General features: G+C 52.6%; 18 protein-coding genes. 5 read left to right on the plus strand and 13 right to left on the minus strand.

Annotation, left to right across the window (positions count from 1 at the left end; all coding sequences use genetic code 11):
- Position 1 precedes the first annotated feature (1 nt).
- Both dprA and JRI95_03215 read right to left on the minus strand, forming a co-directional pair.
- Positions 2-1117 (minus strand): DNA-protecting protein DprA, encoded by a 1116-nt coding sequence (gene dprA, locus JRI95_03210; GenBank protein ID MBW2060555.1) that lies wholly within the window; start codon positions 1115-1117, stop codon positions 2-4.
- 281 nt (positions 1118-1398) lie between these two features.
- Positions 1399-2952 (minus strand): motility associated factor glycosyltransferase family protein, encoded by a 1554-nt coding sequence (locus JRI95_03215; protein ID MBW2060556.1) that lies wholly within the window; start codon positions 2950-2952, stop codon positions 1399-1401.
- A 639-nt stretch (positions 2953-3591) separates the two neighbouring features.
- Between JRI95_03215 and JRI95_03220 the strand changes: the two genes are divergently transcribed.
- The 3 genes from JRI95_03220 (at position 3592) to JRI95_03230 (ending at position 6298) form a co-directional block, all read left to right on the plus strand.
- Positions 3592-4458 (plus strand): prenyltransferase, encoded by an 867-nt coding sequence (locus JRI95_03220; protein MBW2060557.1) that lies wholly within the window; start codon positions 3592-3594, stop codon positions 4456-4458.
- Positions 4459-4590: 132 nt separating this feature from the next.
- Positions 4591-4848, plus strand: a complete 258-nt coding sequence (locus JRI95_03225; protein ID MBW2060558.1) for a hypothetical protein — start codon at positions 4591-4593, stop codon at positions 4846-4848.
- Between the two features lie 10 nt (positions 4849-4858).
- Positions 4859-6298 carry a 4-hydroxyphenylacetate 3-hydroxylase family protein gene (locus tag JRI95_03230; protein ID MBW2060559.1) on the plus strand — a complete coding sequence of 480 codons (1440 nt, stop codon included), beginning with the start codon at positions 4859-4861 and terminating at the stop codon, positions 6296-6298.
- A 110-nt stretch (positions 6299-6408) separates the two neighbouring features.
- Here the strand turns inward: JRI95_03230 and JRI95_03235 are convergent, their stop codons facing one another.
- From JRI95_03235 to dinB, 5 genes are all read right to left on the minus strand, one after another.
- Complete coding sequence (locus JRI95_03235) at positions 6409-6885, minus strand: hypothetical protein (GenBank protein MBW2060560.1); 477 nt, start codon at positions 6883-6885, stop codon at positions 6409-6411.
- Positions 6886-6891: 6 nt separating this feature from the next.
- Complete coding sequence (locus tag JRI95_03240; protein MBW2060561.1) at positions 6892-7713, minus strand: hypothetical protein; 822 nt, start codon at positions 7711-7713, stop codon at positions 6892-6894.
- Positions 7710-8507 carry a hypothetical protein gene (locus JRI95_03245; GenBank protein ID MBW2060562.1) on the minus strand — a complete coding sequence of 266 codons (798 nt, stop codon included), beginning with the start codon at positions 8505-8507 and terminating at the stop codon, positions 7710-7712. The genes JRI95_03240 and JRI95_03245 overlap by 4 nt, the downstream gene beginning before the upstream one ends.
- A 176-nt stretch (positions 8508-8683) precedes the next feature.
- Positions 8684-9385, minus strand: a complete 702-nt coding sequence (locus JRI95_03250; protein ID MBW2060563.1) for a Crp/Fnr family transcriptional regulator — start codon at positions 9383-9385, stop codon at positions 8684-8686.
- 326 nt (positions 9386-9711) lie between these two features.
- Complete coding sequence (gene dinB / locus JRI95_03255; GenBank protein ID MBW2060564.1) at positions 9712-10896, minus strand: DNA polymerase IV; 1185 nt, start codon at positions 10894-10896, stop codon at positions 9712-9714.
- Positions 10897-11102: 206 nt separating this feature from the next.
- Between dinB and JRI95_03260 the strand changes: the two genes are divergently transcribed.
- A complete protein-coding gene (locus tag JRI95_03260; protein ID MBW2060565.1) occupies positions 11103-11660 on the plus strand; it encodes a flavin reductase family protein in 558 nt (185 codons plus the stop codon).
- A gap of 47 nt (positions 11661-11707) precedes the next feature.
- Here JRI95_03260 and ychF read toward each other — a convergent pair whose 3' ends face one another.
- Positions 11708-12730 (minus strand): redox-regulated ATPase YchF, encoded by a 1023-nt coding sequence (gene ychF / locus JRI95_03265; GenBank protein MBW2060566.1) that lies wholly within the window; start codon positions 12728-12730, stop codon positions 11708-11710.
- A 493-nt stretch (positions 12731-13223) separates the two neighbouring features.
- On the opposite strand from ychF, the gene JRI95_03270 reads away from it, so the two are divergent.
- Positions 13224-13865: an HAD family hydrolase gene (locus JRI95_03270; protein ID MBW2060567.1), complete on the plus strand. Its 642-nt coding sequence runs from the start codon at positions 13224-13226 to the stop codon at positions 13863-13865.
- A gap of 213 nt (positions 13866-14078) precedes the next feature.
- Here the strand turns inward: JRI95_03270 and JRI95_03275 are convergent, their stop codons facing one another.
- The 5 genes from JRI95_03275 to pheS all read right to left on the minus strand — a co-directional run bounded on the left by JRI95_03275 (position 14079) and on the right by pheS (position 20342).
- Positions 14079-16082 carry a M28 family peptidase gene (locus JRI95_03275; GenBank protein ID MBW2060568.1) on the minus strand — a complete coding sequence of 668 codons (2004 nt, stop codon included), beginning with the start codon at positions 16080-16082 and terminating at the stop codon, positions 14079-14081.
- A gap of 148 nt (positions 16083-16230) precedes the next feature.
- On the minus strand, positions 16231-16581 hold the full coding sequence (locus JRI95_03280; protein ID MBW2060569.1) for a MerR family transcriptional regulator: 351 nt from the start codon (positions 16579-16581) through the stop codon (positions 16231-16233).
- 34 nt (positions 16582-16615) lie between these two features.
- Positions 16616-16897: an integration host factor subunit alpha gene (locus JRI95_03285; GenBank protein ID MBW2060570.1), complete on the minus strand. Its 282-nt coding sequence runs from the start codon at positions 16895-16897 to the stop codon at positions 16616-16618.
- A 13-nt stretch (positions 16898-16910) separates the two neighbouring features.
- Positions 16911-19316 (minus strand): phenylalanine--tRNA ligase subunit beta, encoded by a 2406-nt coding sequence (locus JRI95_03290; protein ID MBW2060571.1) that lies wholly within the window; start codon positions 19314-19316, stop codon positions 16911-16913.
- An 18-nt stretch (positions 19317-19334) separates the two neighbouring features.
- On the minus strand, positions 19335-20342 hold the full coding sequence (gene pheS / locus JRI95_03295) for a phenylalanine--tRNA ligase subunit alpha (protein ID MBW2060572.1): 1008 nt from the start codon (positions 20340-20342) through the stop codon (positions 19335-19337).
- Positions 20343-20356: the final 14 nt, after the last annotated feature.

Below are 20356 nucleotides of genomic sequence, written 5' to 3' on the forward strand. Positions count from 1 at the left end.
TTCAAATCCTGGTGTATCTCATACCTGGCAGTTGCCGAATCAAACCGTTCAGTTCCATATCCAGGAGCAGGGACGCCAACCGGGGCGGTGTGAGTCCGGTCATACGGCCGAGTTTGTCCACGTGTAAGGGGTCTCCGCTCAGGGCTTCCCAAACCCTGCCAGCCTCACCTTCCAGTTTAGGCTCTGAAGCCATGGGCTTGGGTTTGGGAGATATCCTCCCAATCTGAGGAGCGATTTCATCCAGAACGTCCTGAGCTGTTTCCACCAGATGAGCTCCCTGTTTGAGCAGGGCGTGAGCGCCTTGACTCTTGGCTGAAGCAACCCGGCCCGGAACGGCAAAGACCTCCCTGTTTTGTTCAAGGGCCAAACGAGCCGTGATCAAGGCGCCGCTTCGAGACCCGGCCTCCACCACGACCACCCCTAAAGATAACCCGGAGATAACCCGGTTGCGCAGCGGGAAAAAACCCGGCTCCGGCTCAGTCCCCAAACGAAATTCACTAATGAGCGCCCCCTGTTTAGGTATCTGCTTGAAAAGATGACCATTGCCTTTGGGGTAGATTACGTCAACGCCGCAACCCAGGATGGCCAAGGTTCGCCCTCCCGCTTTTAGAGCGCCCTGATGGGCCGCAGAGTCAATACCCAGGGCCATCCCGCTTACCACACTCACCCCGGCCGAAGCCAGTTCACCGGCCAACCGGGCTGAGGCCTCCCGGCCATAGGCAGTCGCACCTCGGGAACCCACGATAGCCACGGCCGCATAGTCTGCCTCTGAGATTTCTCCGTCAACCCAAAGTAAAGGCGGCGGGTTATATATCTCTTTCAACCGGGGTGGATAGACAGGATCTTCCAGGGTCATCAGCTTAATGCCCAGGCTCTGAACCCGGCGAAGCTCCTTCTTCACCTCTTCAGCCCAATCGAACCGGGCTAAAGCAGTGGCGACCTTTAGAGGCAAGCGGGGAACCCGAACCAGTTCGGCCACAGAAGCTTGAAAAACCGCGCGGGGAGCTTTAAAGTGTTCGAGAAGCCTGACAAAACGGACCGCCCCCACCCCCGGAGCCAGGTAAAGGGCCAACCAGTAAAATAAGTCGCTTTCCGACAGCGTGTCTTGCCTGCCCATACCCACCCGTGGCAGTTAATCAAACCTCGAACCTCTGAGGCAAGTGACTTTTACCACAGTCCTGCTCAGAGTCAAGCCATTTTTACAATAAAAAAAGGACATGCCCATGGCCAGGATCACAAGTTCTGGGCATCGCTCGCCTGCCTCCCTGCACGGCCGGACCGGTTCGGAATAAAGGGAAGAAAAACAAGGAGCAGCATAAAAAAGTAATTATTTTTCAAATAGTTATCCCCTTTGCCAACACCCTCTTTCTTCTCACCCCGGGGCTGCCTCGATATATCTCAGTCCCGCTCCTGAACGAAACCAATGGAGGTGTGCAACTCCTGCCTCATGTTCCAAAGAGTTTCGATCATCCTTTTAAGCGATGCGATGGCCAGATCACGGTTTTCGCTTGATCGGATATCTTCAAGGGCCACGGCTGCGACCGATCCTTTCCTGACAGAGGAACGTGCGGCCGCCAGGTCCTCCTGCTCCAGCCGCTCCAAGGCGGCCTGGAGTTCGAAACGAGCCTGGGCCATACGCTGAATCAGGAAAGAGGCCGTCGGACGCGGCAGCCGACTGACCCCCTCGACCACCACTTTCAAGTCCTCACTAAAAGGAGGCAGATCTTCCAGAACCTCCTGAAGCGGTTTGTGTTCGAAGCCTGGCAGGTATGCCCCGGCGGCGGTGGCATTGATAATTCGACGTTGGGATTTCCTCAAGGTGCTGGCCGCCTCCTCGTACCAGAGGATATAACTGAGCATAACCGGAGAGGTCTGTGCCACACCTCCATCTAACGCTGGCACCTCTATAATCTCCGGCCGTACCTCATCCTCTCCGCCAGGTCGCCCGGCGGCGTGAATCCGGCCATGGGTGTACGCCAGATCCTGACCGACCAGGATGATGGGGTCACAGCCCCACAGGACGGCCAGAGAAAAAGCGGCGCTGGTTACATGTCCGCCGCAAGGCAGCGCCTTGCCCAGCCCGGACAGCGCCGCTGGCCAGGGCCAGAGATGAAAGAGGCTCCTGGGACCGGTCCAGTTGAGGAAATGGTTGGGATGGCTGGTCGAGGCCGTGGCCAGCAAGGTTTGGGAATGATCCACGTCTGTAAATTGGCGTGACTCATCCCCGGCTTCCAAGGCAAAGGCGATGTGTGGAGACGTGCCGACTTTGGCTAATGGATTTAAGGCCGAGGCGGCCGCCAGAACCAGGGCCCGAGCGGTGATCCCGGCCAGGTCGCTCAGGCTCTGGTCGAGGGATGGACCGGCCCCGATCACGATGGCCGGTATGCCTCTTAATATATCATCCATGAGGGCCACGTCTGGCAATATGGGCCACCACTTTATATTTTTTTCCAGGTGCTCAAGCCACAGACCGGTTTTAAGGCTTCGGGTAAGGGCATCCGCCTTGCTCCTGGCCACGGTGTGGTCTACCAGGGTCCTGGCCGCCTGCACCATCTCGGGTAAAGCCTGCCGGTAAGCCGGAGGTGAAAACAGGGCCACCCGCTTTATCTGACCGTAAACCAGGTGTCGGCCCAGGGCCTCGGCCAGGCCCTCTTCGTCGGTGGCAAGTTCCAGGTCCGGGAGCCAAGGCCCATGTTTATGCATGTCCGCAATCCGGGCGGCGTCAGGTTCGTAAACAATCAGGTGAGGCGAATGCGGAGCATCCAGGACCGCCTGAATATGCCACCCCAGGCCGCATCCGGCCAGCACCAGAAGATCCTCGGGCTGAGCCTCGTCCAAAAGATCACCTAACTCGCCGGCTCGAGCCGCGCTTAGGGGGTCTTTTGAGGGGTGGAGGAGGTGACCGCCCAGCAGCCAGGCTCCATCCTCATTCAAAGAAAATTGAAGGCTCAATACTTAACTCCTCCAGGATGGCTGCAGGTTCGGAGCCGCCCACATGCGCCCTGGCTGTAAAGATGATTGAGATCAATTCGTTTCCGGGATTATCTCCTGTTCCTCCGGCCCGGTCAAGTCTCAGTTTTTTTCTCACCCCAAACATTATAACCTTTCACTGCTGAATGCGCAGAAAACGAAGGAAAACATCCTGCCCGTTATAAGCCATGCCCGGAAATTTAACGATTAAATATAACGGCTCTTTGAAAAAATCTGTGGGTTGTCAAACCATATTTTTATCTCCGGAGCGCCGGCCGGTCTGCGGCGGCGCAATTCCGACGAGCTTTTTAAAACGAATGGCAAAATTATGTTCCTTTTGGCTTCCTGGTTTCAGAACCTGGATTCCTGCGAAAGCAGGAATCCAGAAAGGAATATATTTATGAGAACTACTCTAATAAAACTTTAATGATGCCAGGGTGTTAAGTGAGTTCCTTCAATAATTTCATATTTAATCTGAGCAGGAATTGTCTTTTTTCAAGGCATTTGATACATTTACTCATAAGTTGAACTCAGGGGCTCTTTGGCCTCCAGGTATTTTTAAAATAAAGTAAAAGCGGCAGAATGATGAACAGAGTAAACACAATGACCATACTTGGCCCGATGCGGATACCCTTTTTAATTCTAACCCCGGCATGCGTTCTGCTCGGAGCAGGCACCGCCGCCTGGTCTGGCACTCCGTTGAACCTGACTTATCTCGTCCTGGCCTTCATTGGCGCCCTCGCAGCCCATATCAGCGTTAACGCCCTCAACGAATATCATGACTTCAAAAGCGGTTTGGATTTCAGAACGCAGCGAACCCCGTTCAGCGGCGGCAGCGGAACCCTGCCTCGCAACCCTGAAAAGGCTCATTATGCGTTGATTATAGGTCTAGTCACCCTGGCGGTTATAATCATTATCGGGATATACTTCCTGTACATTCAGGGGCTGTGGCTTTTGCCTCTGGGAATCTTCGGCCTGATTCTCGTGGCCGCTTATACTAGGCTGCTTACTCGAAACCCCTTTTTCTGCCTGATCGCCCCTGGGCTGGGGTTTGGCGTTCTAATGGTCATGGGCACTCATTTTGCCCTCACTGGCTCCTACTCTTGGACGTCGTTTATCGCTTCCCTTGTCCCGTTTTTCCTGGTGAGTGACCTCTTACTTTTAAATCAGTTCCCAGATGTTGAAGCGGATAGGGAAGCCGGGCGAAGGCATATATTGATTACCATGGGCACAAAGGCTGGGGTGAGAGTTTATGGATCGTTCCTGGCCGGGGCCTATGCCGTGGTCATACTGGGGTATTTCACCGGCGCCCTTCCCTTGGCGGGGTTTTTGGCCCTGGCGACGCTTGTCCTTGCCATTCCTGTGATCAGGGGCGCCGCCCGGTATGCCGATGATATTCCGAAACTAATACCGTACCTGAGCATGAATGTTATCATCATTATTGTAACCCCTGTCTTGCTCGCCATCGGCCTGTTCATTGGTCGGTGAATAACATTTCCCCGGGGTTGCCAGATTGAGCCTTCAGTCTTTCGTTTCCAAACGTGTTGAAAGCCCTCCTCAAGCTGAAACGCTATCAAGGCCGAAAAGGCCTTTGGTCTGAGGGGTATCGTTATTAAAAAGGTGGCCCTAAAATACTGCGGCGGTTGTGACCCGACTTATGATCGTGTAGAATACTGGGAAATGGTAAAAGCTCGGGCCGGGAGCCGTATCGCATGGGTCAGCTTGGACACGCCTGATTTTGAGGCCGTGCTCCTGATCAATGGGTGTCAAAGGGCCTGTGCAGGGACGAGCCTTGAGCCTGGACTGAGGCAGCCGGTTCTTTCGATTACCAGTGACGCCCTCTGTCCGAGGCAGGTGGTGGAAACCTTACTGAAATGAGGAAAGAATTATGATCAAGAGTGGAGAAGATTACATCAACAGTCTGAAGAACTGGGGAAACGTAATATACTATAACGGGAAACGGGTCGAGGATATTACCGCCCACCCCGGCTTCCTCCCGCATATAAATTCAGCCGCCCAAACATATGACATGGCCCTTCAGCCTGAACACGAGGACCTGCTGACGGCCACGAGCCATCTGACAGGCCGCAAAATCAGCCGCTTTACGCATATTCATCAGTCAGTGGACGACCTGATCAAGAAGGTCCAGATGCTCCGGCTGATCGCACACCAGACCGGGAGCTGCTTCCAACGCTGCGTGGGCTTTGACGGGCTCAACGCCACCTACATGACAACCTATGACATTGATCAAAAACATGGCACCGAATACCACGCTCGTTTCATCGAATACCTCCAGATGGTCCAGGAAGAGAACCTCATGATCGTGGGCGGGATGACCGACCCCAAGGGAGACCGGTCCAAGCCTCCCAGCCAGCAGGCGGACCCGGACGTCTTCGTGCATGTGGTCGAAAGGAAGAAAGACGGGATCGTCATCCGGGGCGCCAAGGCCCACCAGACCGGAGGCGCCAACAGTCACGAGATACTGATTATGCCAACCCAGACCATGCGCGGCGGGGATGAAGATTTTTCCTTAACCTGTGCCGTCTCGCTCAATGCCCCTGGTATTTTTCAAATCTTCGGAAGGCAAACCAATGAAGAACGGAAGTTCGAATCGGGCCTGGACGTTGGCAACGCTGAGTATGGTCTGGTTGGAGGTGAGACCCTGATCGTCTTTGAAGACGTCTTTGTGCCTTGGGAGCGGGTCTTCATGTGCGGGGAGATTGGTTTTTCCGGGCTGCTGGTCGAACGGTTCGCCACCATGCACCGCCAGAATTACGGTGGGTGCAAGGGGGGTGTTTCTGACGTTATGATTGGCGCTTCAGCCCTGGCTTCCGAATACCAAGGCACGGACCGGGCCTCTCATATCCGGGACAAGATCGCCGAAATGATGCACCTGGCCGAGACTATTTACTGCTGCTCCGTGGCCTGCTCAGCCATGGGCTTCAAGACCCCCAGCGGGGCATTCTACCCCGATCCTCTTCTGGCCAACTGCTGCAAACAAAACGTCTCCCGTCACATTTACGAGATCGCTCGCCTGGCGCACGACGTGGCCGGCGGTATCGTGGCCACCATGCCTTTTGAAGCGGATCTGATGAGTCCGGAAATCGGCTCATACGTAAAAAAGTTCCTGGTCGGGGTAGAAGGCGTTTCAACCGAGAACCGGCTCAAGGTCTTGCGGCTTATCGAAAACATGTCGGGCGGAACGGCCCTGGTCGAATCCATGCACGGCGCCGGCTCACCTCAGTCCCAGAAAATCATGTACCAGAGACTGGGCAAGATAGATATGAAAAAGAAGCTGGCCAGGAGACTGGCTGGAATTTCTGACTGAAGAACTTTGATGATAGGGATGCTTACTAGGATACAATAAAATTAGTGCCGTGCTGTCGCGAATATATTGAAATCAATGATGAAGTATCGGAATTTCGAAAAAATATGGGATCAATCTATTGGGCCGAAATAAATTATTTGATTTCCAGGAGCCACACCAGGGTCAAGTCCAAAACGTAACTGTTCGAGAAAGCCACAATAACCGAGTACAACTGGTCCTGGCCACTCATGGGAGATAAATACACGACCTTCTACCTCAAGATCACATCCCCAGTCCGGTTTCGCCAATAACGAAATATTTAGCGTGTACAAATCCCCCTTAAGCAATCCATGCCGCGTAGTCATTTCTAAAGACCCAACCGCAGACCCAAGTTGATCTTCGAGAAGCTCTGCTATTTCACCACCAATCACTGACCATTCTGCGCCTGTATCCAAGAGCGCCAGTTCTCTCTCAGGTAAATTGCCTAACCTGCATTGGACGGCAACTAAAAGCCGTGAAGGTCCATGCTTGTAATTAAAAAAGTATTGAGCAGCCCCTGTATTCCATAGTGTTAAACCATCAATTGTCTGCTTAAAAAGCTGACCCATGCCGTTCTACTCCTCAATAAGAACAAATAAGGCTCCATTGAGACAACCTTCATCTTTCAGGGCATGGTGTAATTTAACTCTACTTGTATCATTACCAAGTAAAGCACCATCTTTGAGAGCTACCCATTGCCCTTTATACTTAGAGGCATTTTTGCGTAACCATAAAGCATCTTTTTTAAGGTCGCCGCCAGTTGCAATTTCTCGTGGCTTCGTCCTTGGTTCGGCTAATACTTTACGCCATGTATCTAGTTTAGTGGACAGGCCCGGTGGAACTTGAATTGAAGATAATAAGTGTCGGGCATCAACGACTCGCCCATCCTCAACAAGATCCTTCACAATTGCTAATTCACGCTCTACGCTCACAAGCACAGAAGTAGAGCTTTCCGCTATTGCTGCTTCGTATTCTCCCCAAAGGTTAAATTGAATAAATCCCAAAGGTTCCAAATAGGCTAAGATTTGTTTAAACCTCTCGGAAATAGAATAAATACAACTTTGCTTCCAATCTTCTAGAACTTCGGTTTCGGTTTTGTACCATTCAACAAGGCTCCTCGACCGCATCATCGGAAAAGAAAAATTTTTAAAGACGATTGTTCCCGCTTCTTGTAAATTGACAACTTTATATTGAGATGTTGCTGCGGTAGAGCATACAGTCCAAAAATCACTAAAGCAACTCTTCCCATACTCTTGCAGCACAGAATAGTCTGTAGAAGCACCCGTCTTTACCGCATCTAATATAACAGCCGCATCCTGTCCCATAACGCCAGTGCTTGCCGTCAATAATTTAGCCCGTGGCGTTAGTGACATATTATTTGCAGTAAATTGAGTCATTTTATGTCACCTTTATCGGCAATTTCCTTTGCTAAGATTACTAACTCATCGAACAAATCCGAAAGTACGTTCTTAGGTAATTCACCGGAAAATTCCTGAGAGGTATTCACGTCCAACGCCAAACGACACGCACTTATAGTATCACGAGGATGTGTTGGAGTCACTGGTTCTCTGTTGCTAAACTCCACATTAAGGCCTTGTCTCCATATGCTGGATACTGACCATGTTGAAAGGCGGTTAATCTGAAGGTTTTCCGACCATGATTTGGACAAGCGGGGGCGGTTAATCTGATAGAGAAAGTCGGACGGACCTATTGGATCTAAATCAACATCAACTGTTGGGAGATATTCCGATATTTGCCTGTATCCTTCCTCTCGATCCTCTACTCGTTGAAGCAAAATGGCTCCAAAAGCTAAGCGTTTAATCGGCGGGCAAATCTTTAACCATTGATGCATTAATTTGCAGAAATTTTCCGCTGCGCCGGGAAACAACCCTATTATTGGCAAGCCCTCCTCGATCTTATCCGTATCAGCAGCATAGAGCCAATCAATTCTGTTTGGATGGGTCTCCACAATCAACTTACCATTTTCAAATGCACCTTCATCTCGATGAAACCCCTGTTTTGGATAAGAAGTCCTTGTTTCTGGCGACTCCTTTATTAATTCATCCCATACCGTAAGCTCTCTTTCAACCATGGACACATGAAAAACTGTAACTCTTAGGGATTCAATCTGCCAAACCTTCAGTTCCGATTTACTGTTTTCATGCAAATCAGATTTTGTACCTTTATTCATGACCGAACCTTAGCCTTCTTTTTTGTAGAAAGATTTTTATTTAAGAATATCACATTAATAGGAAAAACTCAAAATTACCTTAGAAGGTTGTTCCTAGAATCTAGTATTTATATTTTCGTTTAAATCTGAGAATAATTATATTTGAACATTAATCCTTTAACTAACAGTTTGATCTCTCAATTTTTTTTATAATCAGAAAGCCGCTTCTCGGCCATGGCCAGCTCTTCCAGACCCTCCCGGTCCAGTATCTCAATGTGGGGACCGTCCGCCTGAATCAACCCCTGTTTCACCAGCTTGGCCAGCATCCGGGACAGCGTCTCCGGGATGGTTCCCAAAAGGCTGGCCAGCTGGCCTTTGGCCACATCCAGGGTAACCTTGTCAGACCGCTGCTGCTGCTGGCTCAAGGAGAGGAGGTGCGCGGCCAGCCTTCCTGATACTTCCTTGAGGGAAAGGTCTTCGATCAGGTTGGCGAACTGGTGCAGGCGCATGGACAGGGTGGCCAGCATATTCAAGGCCAGGGATGGATTGGCCCTGATGAGTTCAGCAAAGGCGCTCCGCGGGAAGAAGAAGACACGGCTCTTTTCATAAGCCTCAGCATAAGCCGGATAACTCTGGCCGGTAAAAAGAGCTACCTCGCCAAACGGCTCGCCTGGACCCCAGAGGTGCAGGATCTGTTCTTTCCCTTCAGGAGAGAGCTTATAAACCTTGACCCGTCCTTCTACAACCACGTAAAAACCAACCCCTTCATCGCCTTCTGAAAAGATGATCTCGCCGCGCTCGAATTTCTGATCCTTCACGATGGACGCCAGGTCTTGATACTGCTCATGAGGCAGACCGGAAAAAAGAGGTATGTTAGCGATACGCTCGGAAATATTCATAATAATGTTCCCTTTGGAACTGGAATTAACACCGGCCCTTGACTTAAGTTAAGGTTTGTTGCCTTTTAAAAGATAATATTAACAAGCTCGGCGGATTGCGAAGCGTCTTTAAAACAGGCGTCTTTAAAACAGGTAGCTGGGAGCCGCCAATTAATGATATCCTCTTTTAGCCGAGCAGCGCCTCGGCGACCTGCCGCCGGACAAATCAAAGCTGACCGCCCTTATTGACTCCAACGCCTTCCTGACGGCCAGCGGCCGCAAGCTGGCCCGGACCATCCTTCTCGGCTGACTATTCGCGGTTACCCGTATTTACTTGAGTTAAGGCCTCACTCCTCCAGGAGCGTCCCGGGAAGGACGGCGTCCCGGCCGTACTTTTCGGTGATGGTGTCCAGGGCGGTGTGGAGCTTTTTTTCTTTCTCCAAGGCTGTCTGCTGGTTAAAGAGGGATAATTGCTTCTCATCGTCAGGGCTGACCAGACGGGAAAGATATATTCCAAGCAGTCTGATCGGTCTTTGACCCGCTTCAGTTTCTTCGAGAAGCTGACAGCTTTTTTGAAAAATCTCACCCTGGTCATCCGTCGGCTCAGGTAAGGTCACGGCCCGGGTGATCTGAACAAAGTCCTTGTATTTCACCTTGAGCGTGACGGTTCTGCCAGTAAACCCTTTGCGCCGCATGCGCCGCGCCACCTGCGTCGCCAGGGAAAGGAGCTTTTTTCTAACTGTTTCCAGGTCCATGATGTCTTGGGCAAAGGTTTCCTCCCGGCCCATGGATTTAACCTCCCGCTCCGTTTCGACCTCCCTTTGGTCCATGTCCCTGGCCATGTGATACAAATGGACACCATGCTGGCCGAACTTTCTTTCCAGGACTTCAAGTGGCAGGCGGCTCAGATCGCCGATCGTCTTAACACCCAGGAAGGCCAAGCCTTTCTGAGTGGCCTTGCCCGCCCCCCAGAGCTTTTCAATGGGCAGTGGATCAAGAAACTCCCTGACCTTTCCATAAGGCACCACGGTCAGGCCGTCCGGCTTTTCAAGGTCAGAGGCGATCTTAGCCACCAGCTTGGAAGGCGCCACTCCGGCTGACACGGTCAGGCCAAGCTCCGCCTTGACCTGCCTTCTGATTTTTTTAGCGATTTCTTCAGGAGAGCCAAAGAGGCGCTGGCTGCCGGTTACGTCGAGAAAGGCTTCATCAATGGAAAGCGGTTCCACCAGCGGCGTGAAACGTTGAAATATCTCAAAGACCTTCTTCGAAACCTCCTGGTATCTTTCCATTCTGACCGGCAGGAATATGCCATCCGGGCAAAGTCGCCGGGCGGTGGCAATGGGTTGAGCCGAATGAACGCCGTATTTTCGAGCCTCGTAGGAAGCTGACGACACCACGCCCCTTTCGTCCCGGCCCCCGACGATAACGGGCTTCCCTTTGAGTTCGGGATTGTCCAGAACCTCGACCGCCGGGTAGAAGGCGTCCATGTCGAGGTGAATGATATCCTTTGGCTTCATTCGTTTCAATCTCATCACGTTACATTGGACCTCAATAAACCAAAAACAAACCGCTGGGCTGGCAACCGCCTCGGTTAAGCTGATGAAACATTATATAGCATTGGTGAAAATCTTTCTTGTGAAATTTGTAAGGAAGTCAAATAGCAGTAAAATTGACATCTGAACGCAGGCCATGCTTTAATAAGTGACTTTTTATCCCGATCCCAAAAGGAGATGCATTCATGAGCAAAGCCAAGCTTGGACCTCAAACGTGGATTTTCCCCATGCCCGCCGTCCTGGTGGGCGCCATGAAGGATCAAAAACCGAACTTTATGACCGCGGCCTGGTGTCAGATTGCAGGGCAACAGCCGCCCGCAGTGGCAGCGGCCATCAGAAAGCAGCGTCACACCTTGAAAGGCATTGAAGAGAACCACACGTTTTCCATCAATGTCCCGTCAACCGATCTGGTAAAAAAGGTGGATTACTGCGGAATCTACTCAGGTAAACACAAAGATAAGTCCCAAGTCTTTAAAGTTTTTTACGGAGCCCTGGAAACAGCGCCGCTTGTCGAAGAATGCCCGGTCAACCTTGAATGCAAGCTCATCCAACGCCTGGACCTAGGCAGCCATGTTCTTGTTGTCGGCGAGATTATCGAAACCTATGTCAACGACGACTGTCTGGCCGGTAATGCAGTGGATATTAAAAAGGTTGATCCGCTGATCTACATCCCGGGAACGCAGAACTATCACCGTCTCGGGGACGCCATCGCCCGGGCCTTTCAAGTTGGAAAGGAGGAATAAAGCCGAGGCTGGAAAATTTCGAGAAGAAAGACTGCGGGGGCGGTCGCCTAAACGTTAAAGCGGATATAGAGCACATCGTGGTCTTCAACGACTTGATCACGGCCGACCAGCCTCATCAGACCGGCCTTTTTCACGGCTGCTTCAGACCCCTGGGCGTACAGGTCTTCTGAACGCATGACCTCAGCCCGGATAAAACCCCTGACCATATCACTGTGGACTGCGCCGGCAGCCTCGATGGCCGTGGCGCCCCGCTTAACGGTCCAGGCCCGGACCTCGTTCTGGTTGGCAGTATAAAAAGTGATCATGTCCAGGGAACGGAAGCTGGCTGTTATCAACCTGTCGAGGGCGTTTCCTTCAATACCCAGCTCAGCAGCGAACTCATCACGCTCCTCCGCGTCCAACTCTGCCAATTCAGCCTCAATTCGCGCCCGGATCACCACCGGTGTTTCCTCACCTTTCAGGGGCGGCGGGTCAGGATCGTCGTCCTCGTTATTAGCTATCAGAACCACTGGCTTGGCCGTAAGGAACCCGAATCCCCGGAGCTTGACATGGCTGGCAAGTTCGGGACTTGCCTTTAAGGGACGCTCCTGAGAGAGCAGGGTTCTAATCTCCTCAAGGAGTCCGGCCTCTTCCGGGTCCTCCTTGCGGCCGCGCTTCTTTTCGTGGGTCATGCGTTCCAGACGATTCTCCACGGCCAACAGATCGTTTAGAATCAGTTCGTCGCTAAAGGCCTGACGGTCAGCCTCGGGCTGCGGCGCACCCATGCCGCCGTCAAAGTTGCGAATGACCTCGACCAGACCGTCAACCTGCCTGAGTTCTGGAGAAAGCCGGGTGGCCGGATCGTCGGGCTTGACCATTGGCGGGGCCGGGTCCAGATAAGTAATCACGGCGTAGGTGGCCTTTTTAGGCTTGTAAATAGCCGCCAGACGGTCCACCCGCTCGTCAGGCGCGGGCAGAAACGCCAGATTGCTTTCCTCGCGCTTACGGCCGGTGGCCTGATGGCGGCTGCTGAGCGCTGCAAAAAGGGTTGTCTTGCCAGACCTGGCTAGGCCTGTGAGCGCCAGTTTCATGGTCTGCTCCCGTTTTATTTCTTGACCAATATTTCTACCACATTTTACCTCTATTTAACAGCACCGGCCAAATTCAAAGGCCGCTTATTTTTCACATGCCAGGCCCATGGATTTCAAATCGCCCTGCTCTATAAAACCATGACCCTGAAGGCAGCTTGACGTATGGCTTTTGTTTTTTGTATGATTGCCTGATCAAATAAGGAAAAACCAAGCTTGGCGACCTGGCAGAGGCCGGAAGTACCAGCAGCTTGGCAGGCTTATACGTTCGATTTGAGCAAATTCGTTAACTGAAGCCGTCTGAAGCAGAGGGGAAACGCTTCTATAAACCTGACAAGAGCTGCCTGGCCAAGGGGTGTGATGGATAAGGCATGTTTCTGATTATCCTAGTATGCGGCTCAGCTTTGGCTTTAAACAATCATGCCTTAACAAAGGCTTTCTCCAGATATGTTTGACCGCTTAAGACAAAGAGACTTAATCCGGAGATGAATCGTATATGAAGCCCGACTCCTTAATCTTCGATCTGGACGGAACACTCTGGGACACGACCGAACCTTGCGCCCGGGCCTGGAACCTTGGGCTGGAGCGCTTTGGAATCAGCTCTCGGAAGATCACCTCAGCCGACATTGCCTCAGTGACCGGCCTGCCTTACGACAAATGTGTGGCCGTAATTTTTCCTGATATTTCACAACATGATCTTCTCAGGCTGGTGGATCAGCTAAACGCAGCAGACAAGGAGATCATCCTGGCCGAAGGCGGACGCCTTTATGACGGCGTGGCGAAAGGCTTAGTAGAGCTTGGCCAGCGTTTCCCCCTGTTTTTAGTCAGTAACTGCCAGGCCTGGTATCTGGATTGGTTTCTATCCTGGTCCAAGCTCAAATCCGTCTTTCAAGACTACGAATCATACGGGAATACCGGAAAACCCAAGGCAGACAATATCACCGCCATAAAAAAACGTAACCGGCTCTTTTGCCCGGTTTACATCGGTGACACAGTCAATGACTACGAGGCGGCATTGAAGGCGGAGGTCGCCTTTATTCATCTGGACCACGGTTTTGGCAGTCCGGTGGACGCCGTTTTAAGTCTAAGCGACTTTGAAGGTCTGGTCCGTTATCTCCTTTCCCCATCCCTTGCCTAGATTTTTGATCTCGCCTTTTAAGCCAGCTCGATTTTTCAGTGGAATAAGGAAAAAGAATTGCATAATTGGGGGCAGATTTACCCGTGTCTGATCAGATAATATCCTGGGGTAAACAAGAGGCTCTGGGGTGGAAGAGCTTGGGGGGATAGGTCAAGTACTAAGAAAAAAGCTCAGGGGATATGGCTGTTTTTGCGATCTTGAGGTCCTTATAATCTAATGCCTTCGCCTGCGTCCCCCGGTGGCGGAACTCAGCACCGTCAGCGGGGTCAGCAGCACGACAATTAATACGATGGTCCATACATTCAGGTTGAAGGTCAGCAGCGCATCATTGAGCTTATCCATCTGGAAGATGAAATCAATATACATCCTGGTCAGCGGCACCAGCTGATCACGTGCCACGCGGTCCAGGGTATCTTGCTTATCAAAAAGCCATGACGGACCGCTGATATAACTAACGATGCGGTAACCGGCCTGATGCCAGGGTCCGGCGTCCGTGGGCACACCCAGGGGGGTATCTGTGGGAAAGAGAAGGGCGCGGTAAATGTTGTAGCGGACTATTACCTTGGCATACTGGCTGACCAGAATCGGGTTTTCTGTAAGGAATATGCCTCGCGGTTCGGCCAGACCGGTTGGGGCGGCAGGTGGATTATAGTCGTCGGCGATATGTTCAATGGCAATGTCATAAAGCATCCGGGCCATGATATCATCACGGTGGTTCGCCATGAAGGCCTTGTTGCTTGGAGCACCGACCATGTGCGAACCGGTGAACATGAAAATCAGCGTCCGCTTCCGTTTCTCCAGGGGCACCTGGGCGAAATACTTGGCTAGGCTCAAGACCATACCCACCCCGCTGCTGTCCTCGACCCCGCTTTGCCAGGGAGCGTCGTGGTGGGAGTGGATAATCAAATTGGTCTGGCTGCGCCCCGGTAAGACCCCATAAACCGTGGCCGTCCTGCCACCGCCTCTGGCAACTCTGGCCTGAAGCTGCATATGCGCTTTGACTTTTCCCTTGCTGAGCAGGGACTTCAACCACTTTCCATCATTTTCTCGAATATACAGACCTGGGATGGAACGAATTTTTCCGTCATAAGGGGCGTAATAGGTGAACTCCCCCATGTCGGGATAACCTTTAAGGACGCTTACGATGCCCGCGACATTCCGCTTCACGGCTTGTTTGTAAATGGCAACGTACTTCTGCATCCAGCCCACAGGATAAGGGTGACTCCAGCCCTTGGCCGTCCCTTCCGGATCGTAAGCCATGAAGGTGAAGAGTTTCATCTGGTCCCAGCTGATTGTTACCGGCGGGATTTCGACCAGAATCACCTTACCCGCTACATTCACAGCCGTGAGTTCTTCCTCCGAACCCTGGCCGGCATAGACCATCTCTGCTGAAAGGCCGTTCGGGCCGGTTGGACCGCTATACGGGACATAGAAACAGGCCAGCGGTCCTAGCTTCTTATTTTGAGTTTGGACCGTCAGGCTCCAGGATTCAGGTTCCCAGTAGTCGAAAGTATAAGGCTCGACCTTTATTTCTGAAAACCCGAACTCACTTAATTTATTTTTCAGGTATTCTATGGCCTTCAGGTCGGCCGGCGAGCCTGGCCTGCGAGGGCCAAGGTTATAGACGTCTTCGATCCAGCTAAAAATTTCGTCTTCGCTGGGAATCCCAGCTCCGCTGACCGGATTGACAGAAAGGTGTGAAACCAAGAGGACAAACGAAGGCAGAACCACCAATATCAGGATCAGGAAGATGATACTGGACCACCAGAAAAGAATCCTCCGGCGCGTATCAATGGCGGTATCGGCTATCGAACTGCCCAGAAAGCTGAGCACGATCCCGCCCACCAGGAAGATGACGATGCCACTAACAACGCCTTCATGGTTCACTAAAATCGAGGGGATCGTAAGAGGTATCACCACCGGCGAAAGTTCTAGGGCCAGCCTCAGGAGGTACTGAACGAGAAACCACAGACCGACGCCGATCCAAGCCCGACCGACGAATAAAAGCCAGTGAGCTTCCTGCCGATAAAGAAGCCAGCCTAAAAGCAGGAAAAAAATCGGGGGGATGAGCGCGTACCAGGTGGTAAAAAGGGCCAGGCCCACGCTGGATTTATCCAGCAGCAGGCCCAAAACAAATGGCAGTAGCGAAAAGATGAAGGCCAGGATTAGGAAAAATAAAATTTGACCGATCCAGGACTGTCTGCTTCTGGCCGCCATTGAATCACCCTCTAATCAGTGGTGATTGGAAAATCTAACTCATTCTACAAAAAGACCCCTTTTTGTCAAGAATTACACCTAAATAAAATCAAGGCAGACTAAGTCTTATGAACAAGGAAGCCCGAAAAGCATACAGTACCGCAGCGTCCTATTCATCCTGGAGAATATTCTTTATTTCAGCAAGGGTGTTCTTAAGGTAAAGAAGGAACTCCTTCCGTTCCTCAGGGCTTAATGATGCCTGCTCTCCGGCCTTGGCGGCGATCCTTTTTTTTGCCCCGGCAATGGTGAATTTATCCTCGTACAGAAGACGTTTGACCGCCAAAAAAGTTTCAAGGTCCTGGCGGCGGTAAAGACGCTGTTTCGAGGCGGCTCGGACAGGTTTAATCTGGGGAAACTCAGACTCCCAATAACGTAAAACAAAGGGCTCGACCCCGATCAGCTCGGCCGCCTCCCCGATCCTGAAGTAAATTTTGTCGGGAACCTCAGGAGACATCGTTATCCGGTCTCCCCACACGGTCCTCATGAAAACGGACTCAGGATTGGTTGTTAATCGCCTTGCGCAAGACCTGGCTGGGCTTGAACTTCAGGACCCGGCGCGCCGATATGGTAATTTCCTCCCCGGTGCGAGGGTTGCGTCCGCGGCGCGCTTTCTTCTCCCGGACCTCAAAATTCCCAAAACCAGAAACCTTGACACTCTCACCCTTGACAAGGGTCTCTTTGATAATCTCAAAGAGATCATCAACCACCGAACTTGTCACACGCCGGGGGAAGCCCATCTTGGCTTGCACAGCGCTGACGATATCCGCCTTGGTCATGTCATCCTCACCATCAGGTCCTTATTCCAGCGTTAAAGGCAGCCAGCACCTTGTTAATCACTCTTTGATGAATGGTGTTGACTTCCTCGTCGGTTAGAGTCCTTTCCGGCGAACGATACAAGAACCGGAAGGCCAGGCTCTTGAGGTTCTCTTTAAGCTGGCGCCCCTCGTAGGCGTCAAACAGGGTCACATCGGTTAGGAACTCCTCTCCAAGCCCCTTGATAAACTCAAGAATTTGACCCGCTTCCACACCGCGGTCCAGAATCAGGGCCTGGTCACGGCTGATGATCGGAAAGCGCGGCAGGGCGATGAAGGTCCTGGTTCCCGCCTGAACGGCCCTGATTGCTGGCAGGTTCAGTTCAAATAAATAAGGCGCCTCCTTGAGATCGAAGGTTTTAGCGACCTGGGCAGTGATTCTTCCGAGGTGACCCAGGGTTTGCCCGCCGGCCGAAACCCGGGCGGCAGCCCCTCGGTCATAGTAAACAGGCAGCCCCTCGGAGGTAAAAACCGGATCAGGGACGTTCAAACCTTCCATCAGCTCCTCGACCATACCCTTGAGATCGTAAAAATCCACCGGCCCGGTCTTTTGACGCCAGGACAGGTCGCCTCGCCGCCCGGCGAGCAAACCACTGACAACGACCCTTTCCTCAGGCAGCTCCTGTTCATCAAGAGTAAAGAAGACGCGGCCCATTTCAAATACCGCCAGGTCCATTACCTGAAAGGCTTGATTGCGGTGCAAGGTTTCGAGCAGACCCGGTACAAGGGTGGTCCTGAGCAGCACCTGCTCCTCAGAGAGCGGGTTGAGAATATGAACGCAGTGACGGCGGGGATCATTTTCAGGCAGGTGCAGTTTATCACAGAAATCGTGAGAAATGAAGCTATAGCTAATGACCTCGGACAAACCCAGCCCTTCCAGGATCTCACTGATTTCGGCCCGGAGGAGGCGTGAAGCGTCAGGTGGCGACGCCCCGCCCTTGTATGATGGCAGGGTGACCGGAACCTCATCATACCCGATCAGCCGCGCCACCTCTTCGTAAAGGTCAACCTCCCTCGTCAGATCAACCCGAAAGGACGGCGCTTCAACTTTCATGTCTTCGTCCGCGGCCTTTGGAGCAAGTTCGATACCGCCTAGTGCGTCCATCATCCGCTGCGGCTCGATCTCGGTTCCCAGGAAGCGGTTGCAGCGGGAGGGAGCGAATGGGATGGTTACTTTTTTATACGGCCGAGGGTGCTCGTCAATAATGCCGGAGGCCACCCGGCCGCCAGCCAGGTCAGCCATGAGGGCCGAGGCCCGTGAGGCAGCGAAGACACAGCCCTCAGGGTCAATGCCTCGTTCGAAGCGAAAGCTGGCTTCCGTGGACAGGCCCAGGGCCTTTGAGGTGCGGCGGATACTGACCGGGTTAAAATAGGCGCTTTCCAGAAGCACATCAGTGGTAGCGGGAATAATCTCTGAATTCAGTCCTCCCATGAGGCCAGCCAGGGCGACCGGCTTCTCCCCGTCGCAGATCATGAGCATCTCCGGACCCATGATTCTCTCTTCTCCGTCTAAGGTCGTGAACCGCTCCCCTTCCCCAGCGGTCTTGACCACAATGCGGTGTTCCGCAAGCCGGTCCAGGTCAAAGGCGTGAAGAGGCTGGCCGGTCTCCATAAGGACGAAATTGGTGATATCCACCACGTTGTTGATAGTTCGAACACCCACCCCAGCCAGGCGTTCAACCATCCAAAACGGTGAAGGGCCGACCTTGACATCGTTGATAACCCGCCCCACATAACGAAGGCAGCGTTCAGGGTCCAGGATCCGAACAGAAGTCTGGTCCTCGATGCGCCTCGGGGCTTCCTCGATTTTAACCTCAGGATACCTGAGCCGTTGGCCCAGGATCCCAGCCACCTCTCGCGCCACGCCAAGCAAACACAAACAATCCGGCCGGTTGGGAGTCACCTCCAACTCAAAAAGCCAATCGGAAAGTCCAAGGGCCTTCTTGACCCCGCTGCCAGGAGTTAAGTCCTCGGGAAAAGACATGATCCCTGAGGCATCCGGCCCCACGACCAGTTCGGCCTCGGAACAGAGGTTGGCAAACGAACGCACCCCGCGCAATTCCACTTCCTGAACCACCTCGCCGTCAGGCAGTTTTGTTCCAGCCAGGGCCAGGGCCGAGAGCATGCCTTCAGCTACATTGGGCGCCGCGCAGACGACCTGAAAGGCGGCGTCTGAAGTTTCGACCTGACAAACCTTGAGCCTTTCCGCGCGCGGGTGGTCTTCCACCTTGGTCACTCGCGCCACCACAACCGTATCCAGATAGGAGTAGCGATCATGGAAATTTTCCACCTCCAGTCCGCGCATGGTCAGTTTATCAGCCAATTCTTGAGGCTCAATATCCAGGTCCACGTAATCCTTGAGCCAGTTGTATGTGACTAGCATGGCAGAAGCCTTAATGAACTAAAACTGTTTCAGAAAACGAAAATCGTTCTCAAAGAAGAGGCGGATGTCGTCAATATCATATTTAAGCATGGCCACGCGTTCGATTCCAATGCCAAAAGCAAAGCCGGTCACTTCCTGTGGATCATAGCCCACAAATTTGTAGACTTCTGGATCAACCATGCCTGAGCCTAAAATCTCCAACCATCCAGTCGAGCCACAAGTCGGGCATCCAGCTCCGTGGCAGATGACACACCCAATGGAAACCTCGGCGCTGGGCTCCGTAAAAGGAAAGAAACTGGGTTGAAAGCGCAGAGGCGTGTCAGGGGAAAAGAACTGGTGAACAAAGGCGGTCAAGACCCCTTTGAGATCACCAAAGGTGATGCCTCGATCCACGACCAGGCCCTCGATCTGATGAAACATGGGGGTGTGAGACATGTCTGCCGAGTCCCGGCGGTAGCATTTACCTGGAATGACCACCCAGACAGGAGGCCTCTGTTTTTCCATGATCCTGACCTGCATGGGTGAGGTGTGCGTCCTCAGAACCACGGTGTCGGAAACATACAGGGTATCCTGCATGTCCCGGGCAGGGTGGTCTTTGGGGAAATTCAGGGCTTCAAAGTTATAGTAGTCCAACTCCACTTCAGGACCCTCAGCGATATCAAAACCCATCCGTGTAAATATATCGCAGATTTCGTTCATAGTCCGGGTAATGAGGTGTTGGTGACCCCGGCGATGACGGCGACCTGGCAGGGTGACATCCAGGCTGATCGTCTCTCCCCTGGTCACAGCCACGGTTTCAATCCTGGCCTTGAAAGCGGCGCTAAGATCGGCCTTGATGCGATTGGCCACCTGGCCCACGGCAGGCCGCTCCTCAGCAGGCAGGCTGCCCATCTGCCGCATCAACCCGGTAACCAGGCCTTTTTTGCCAAGATATTTAATCCTGAGGGTCTCGACCTCTGCCGGTGTATCGGCCTTGTCGAGCAGCTCTTGCGCCTCCCGGCCCAAGGCTTTTAATTTGGCTTTGATGTCTCCTGGCATAA

It is taken from the genome of Deltaproteobacteria bacterium (assembly GCA_019308995.1).
In the GTDB taxonomy this organism is placed as follows: Bacteria; Desulfobacterota; Desulfarculia; order Adiutricales; family JAFDHD01; genus JAFDHD01.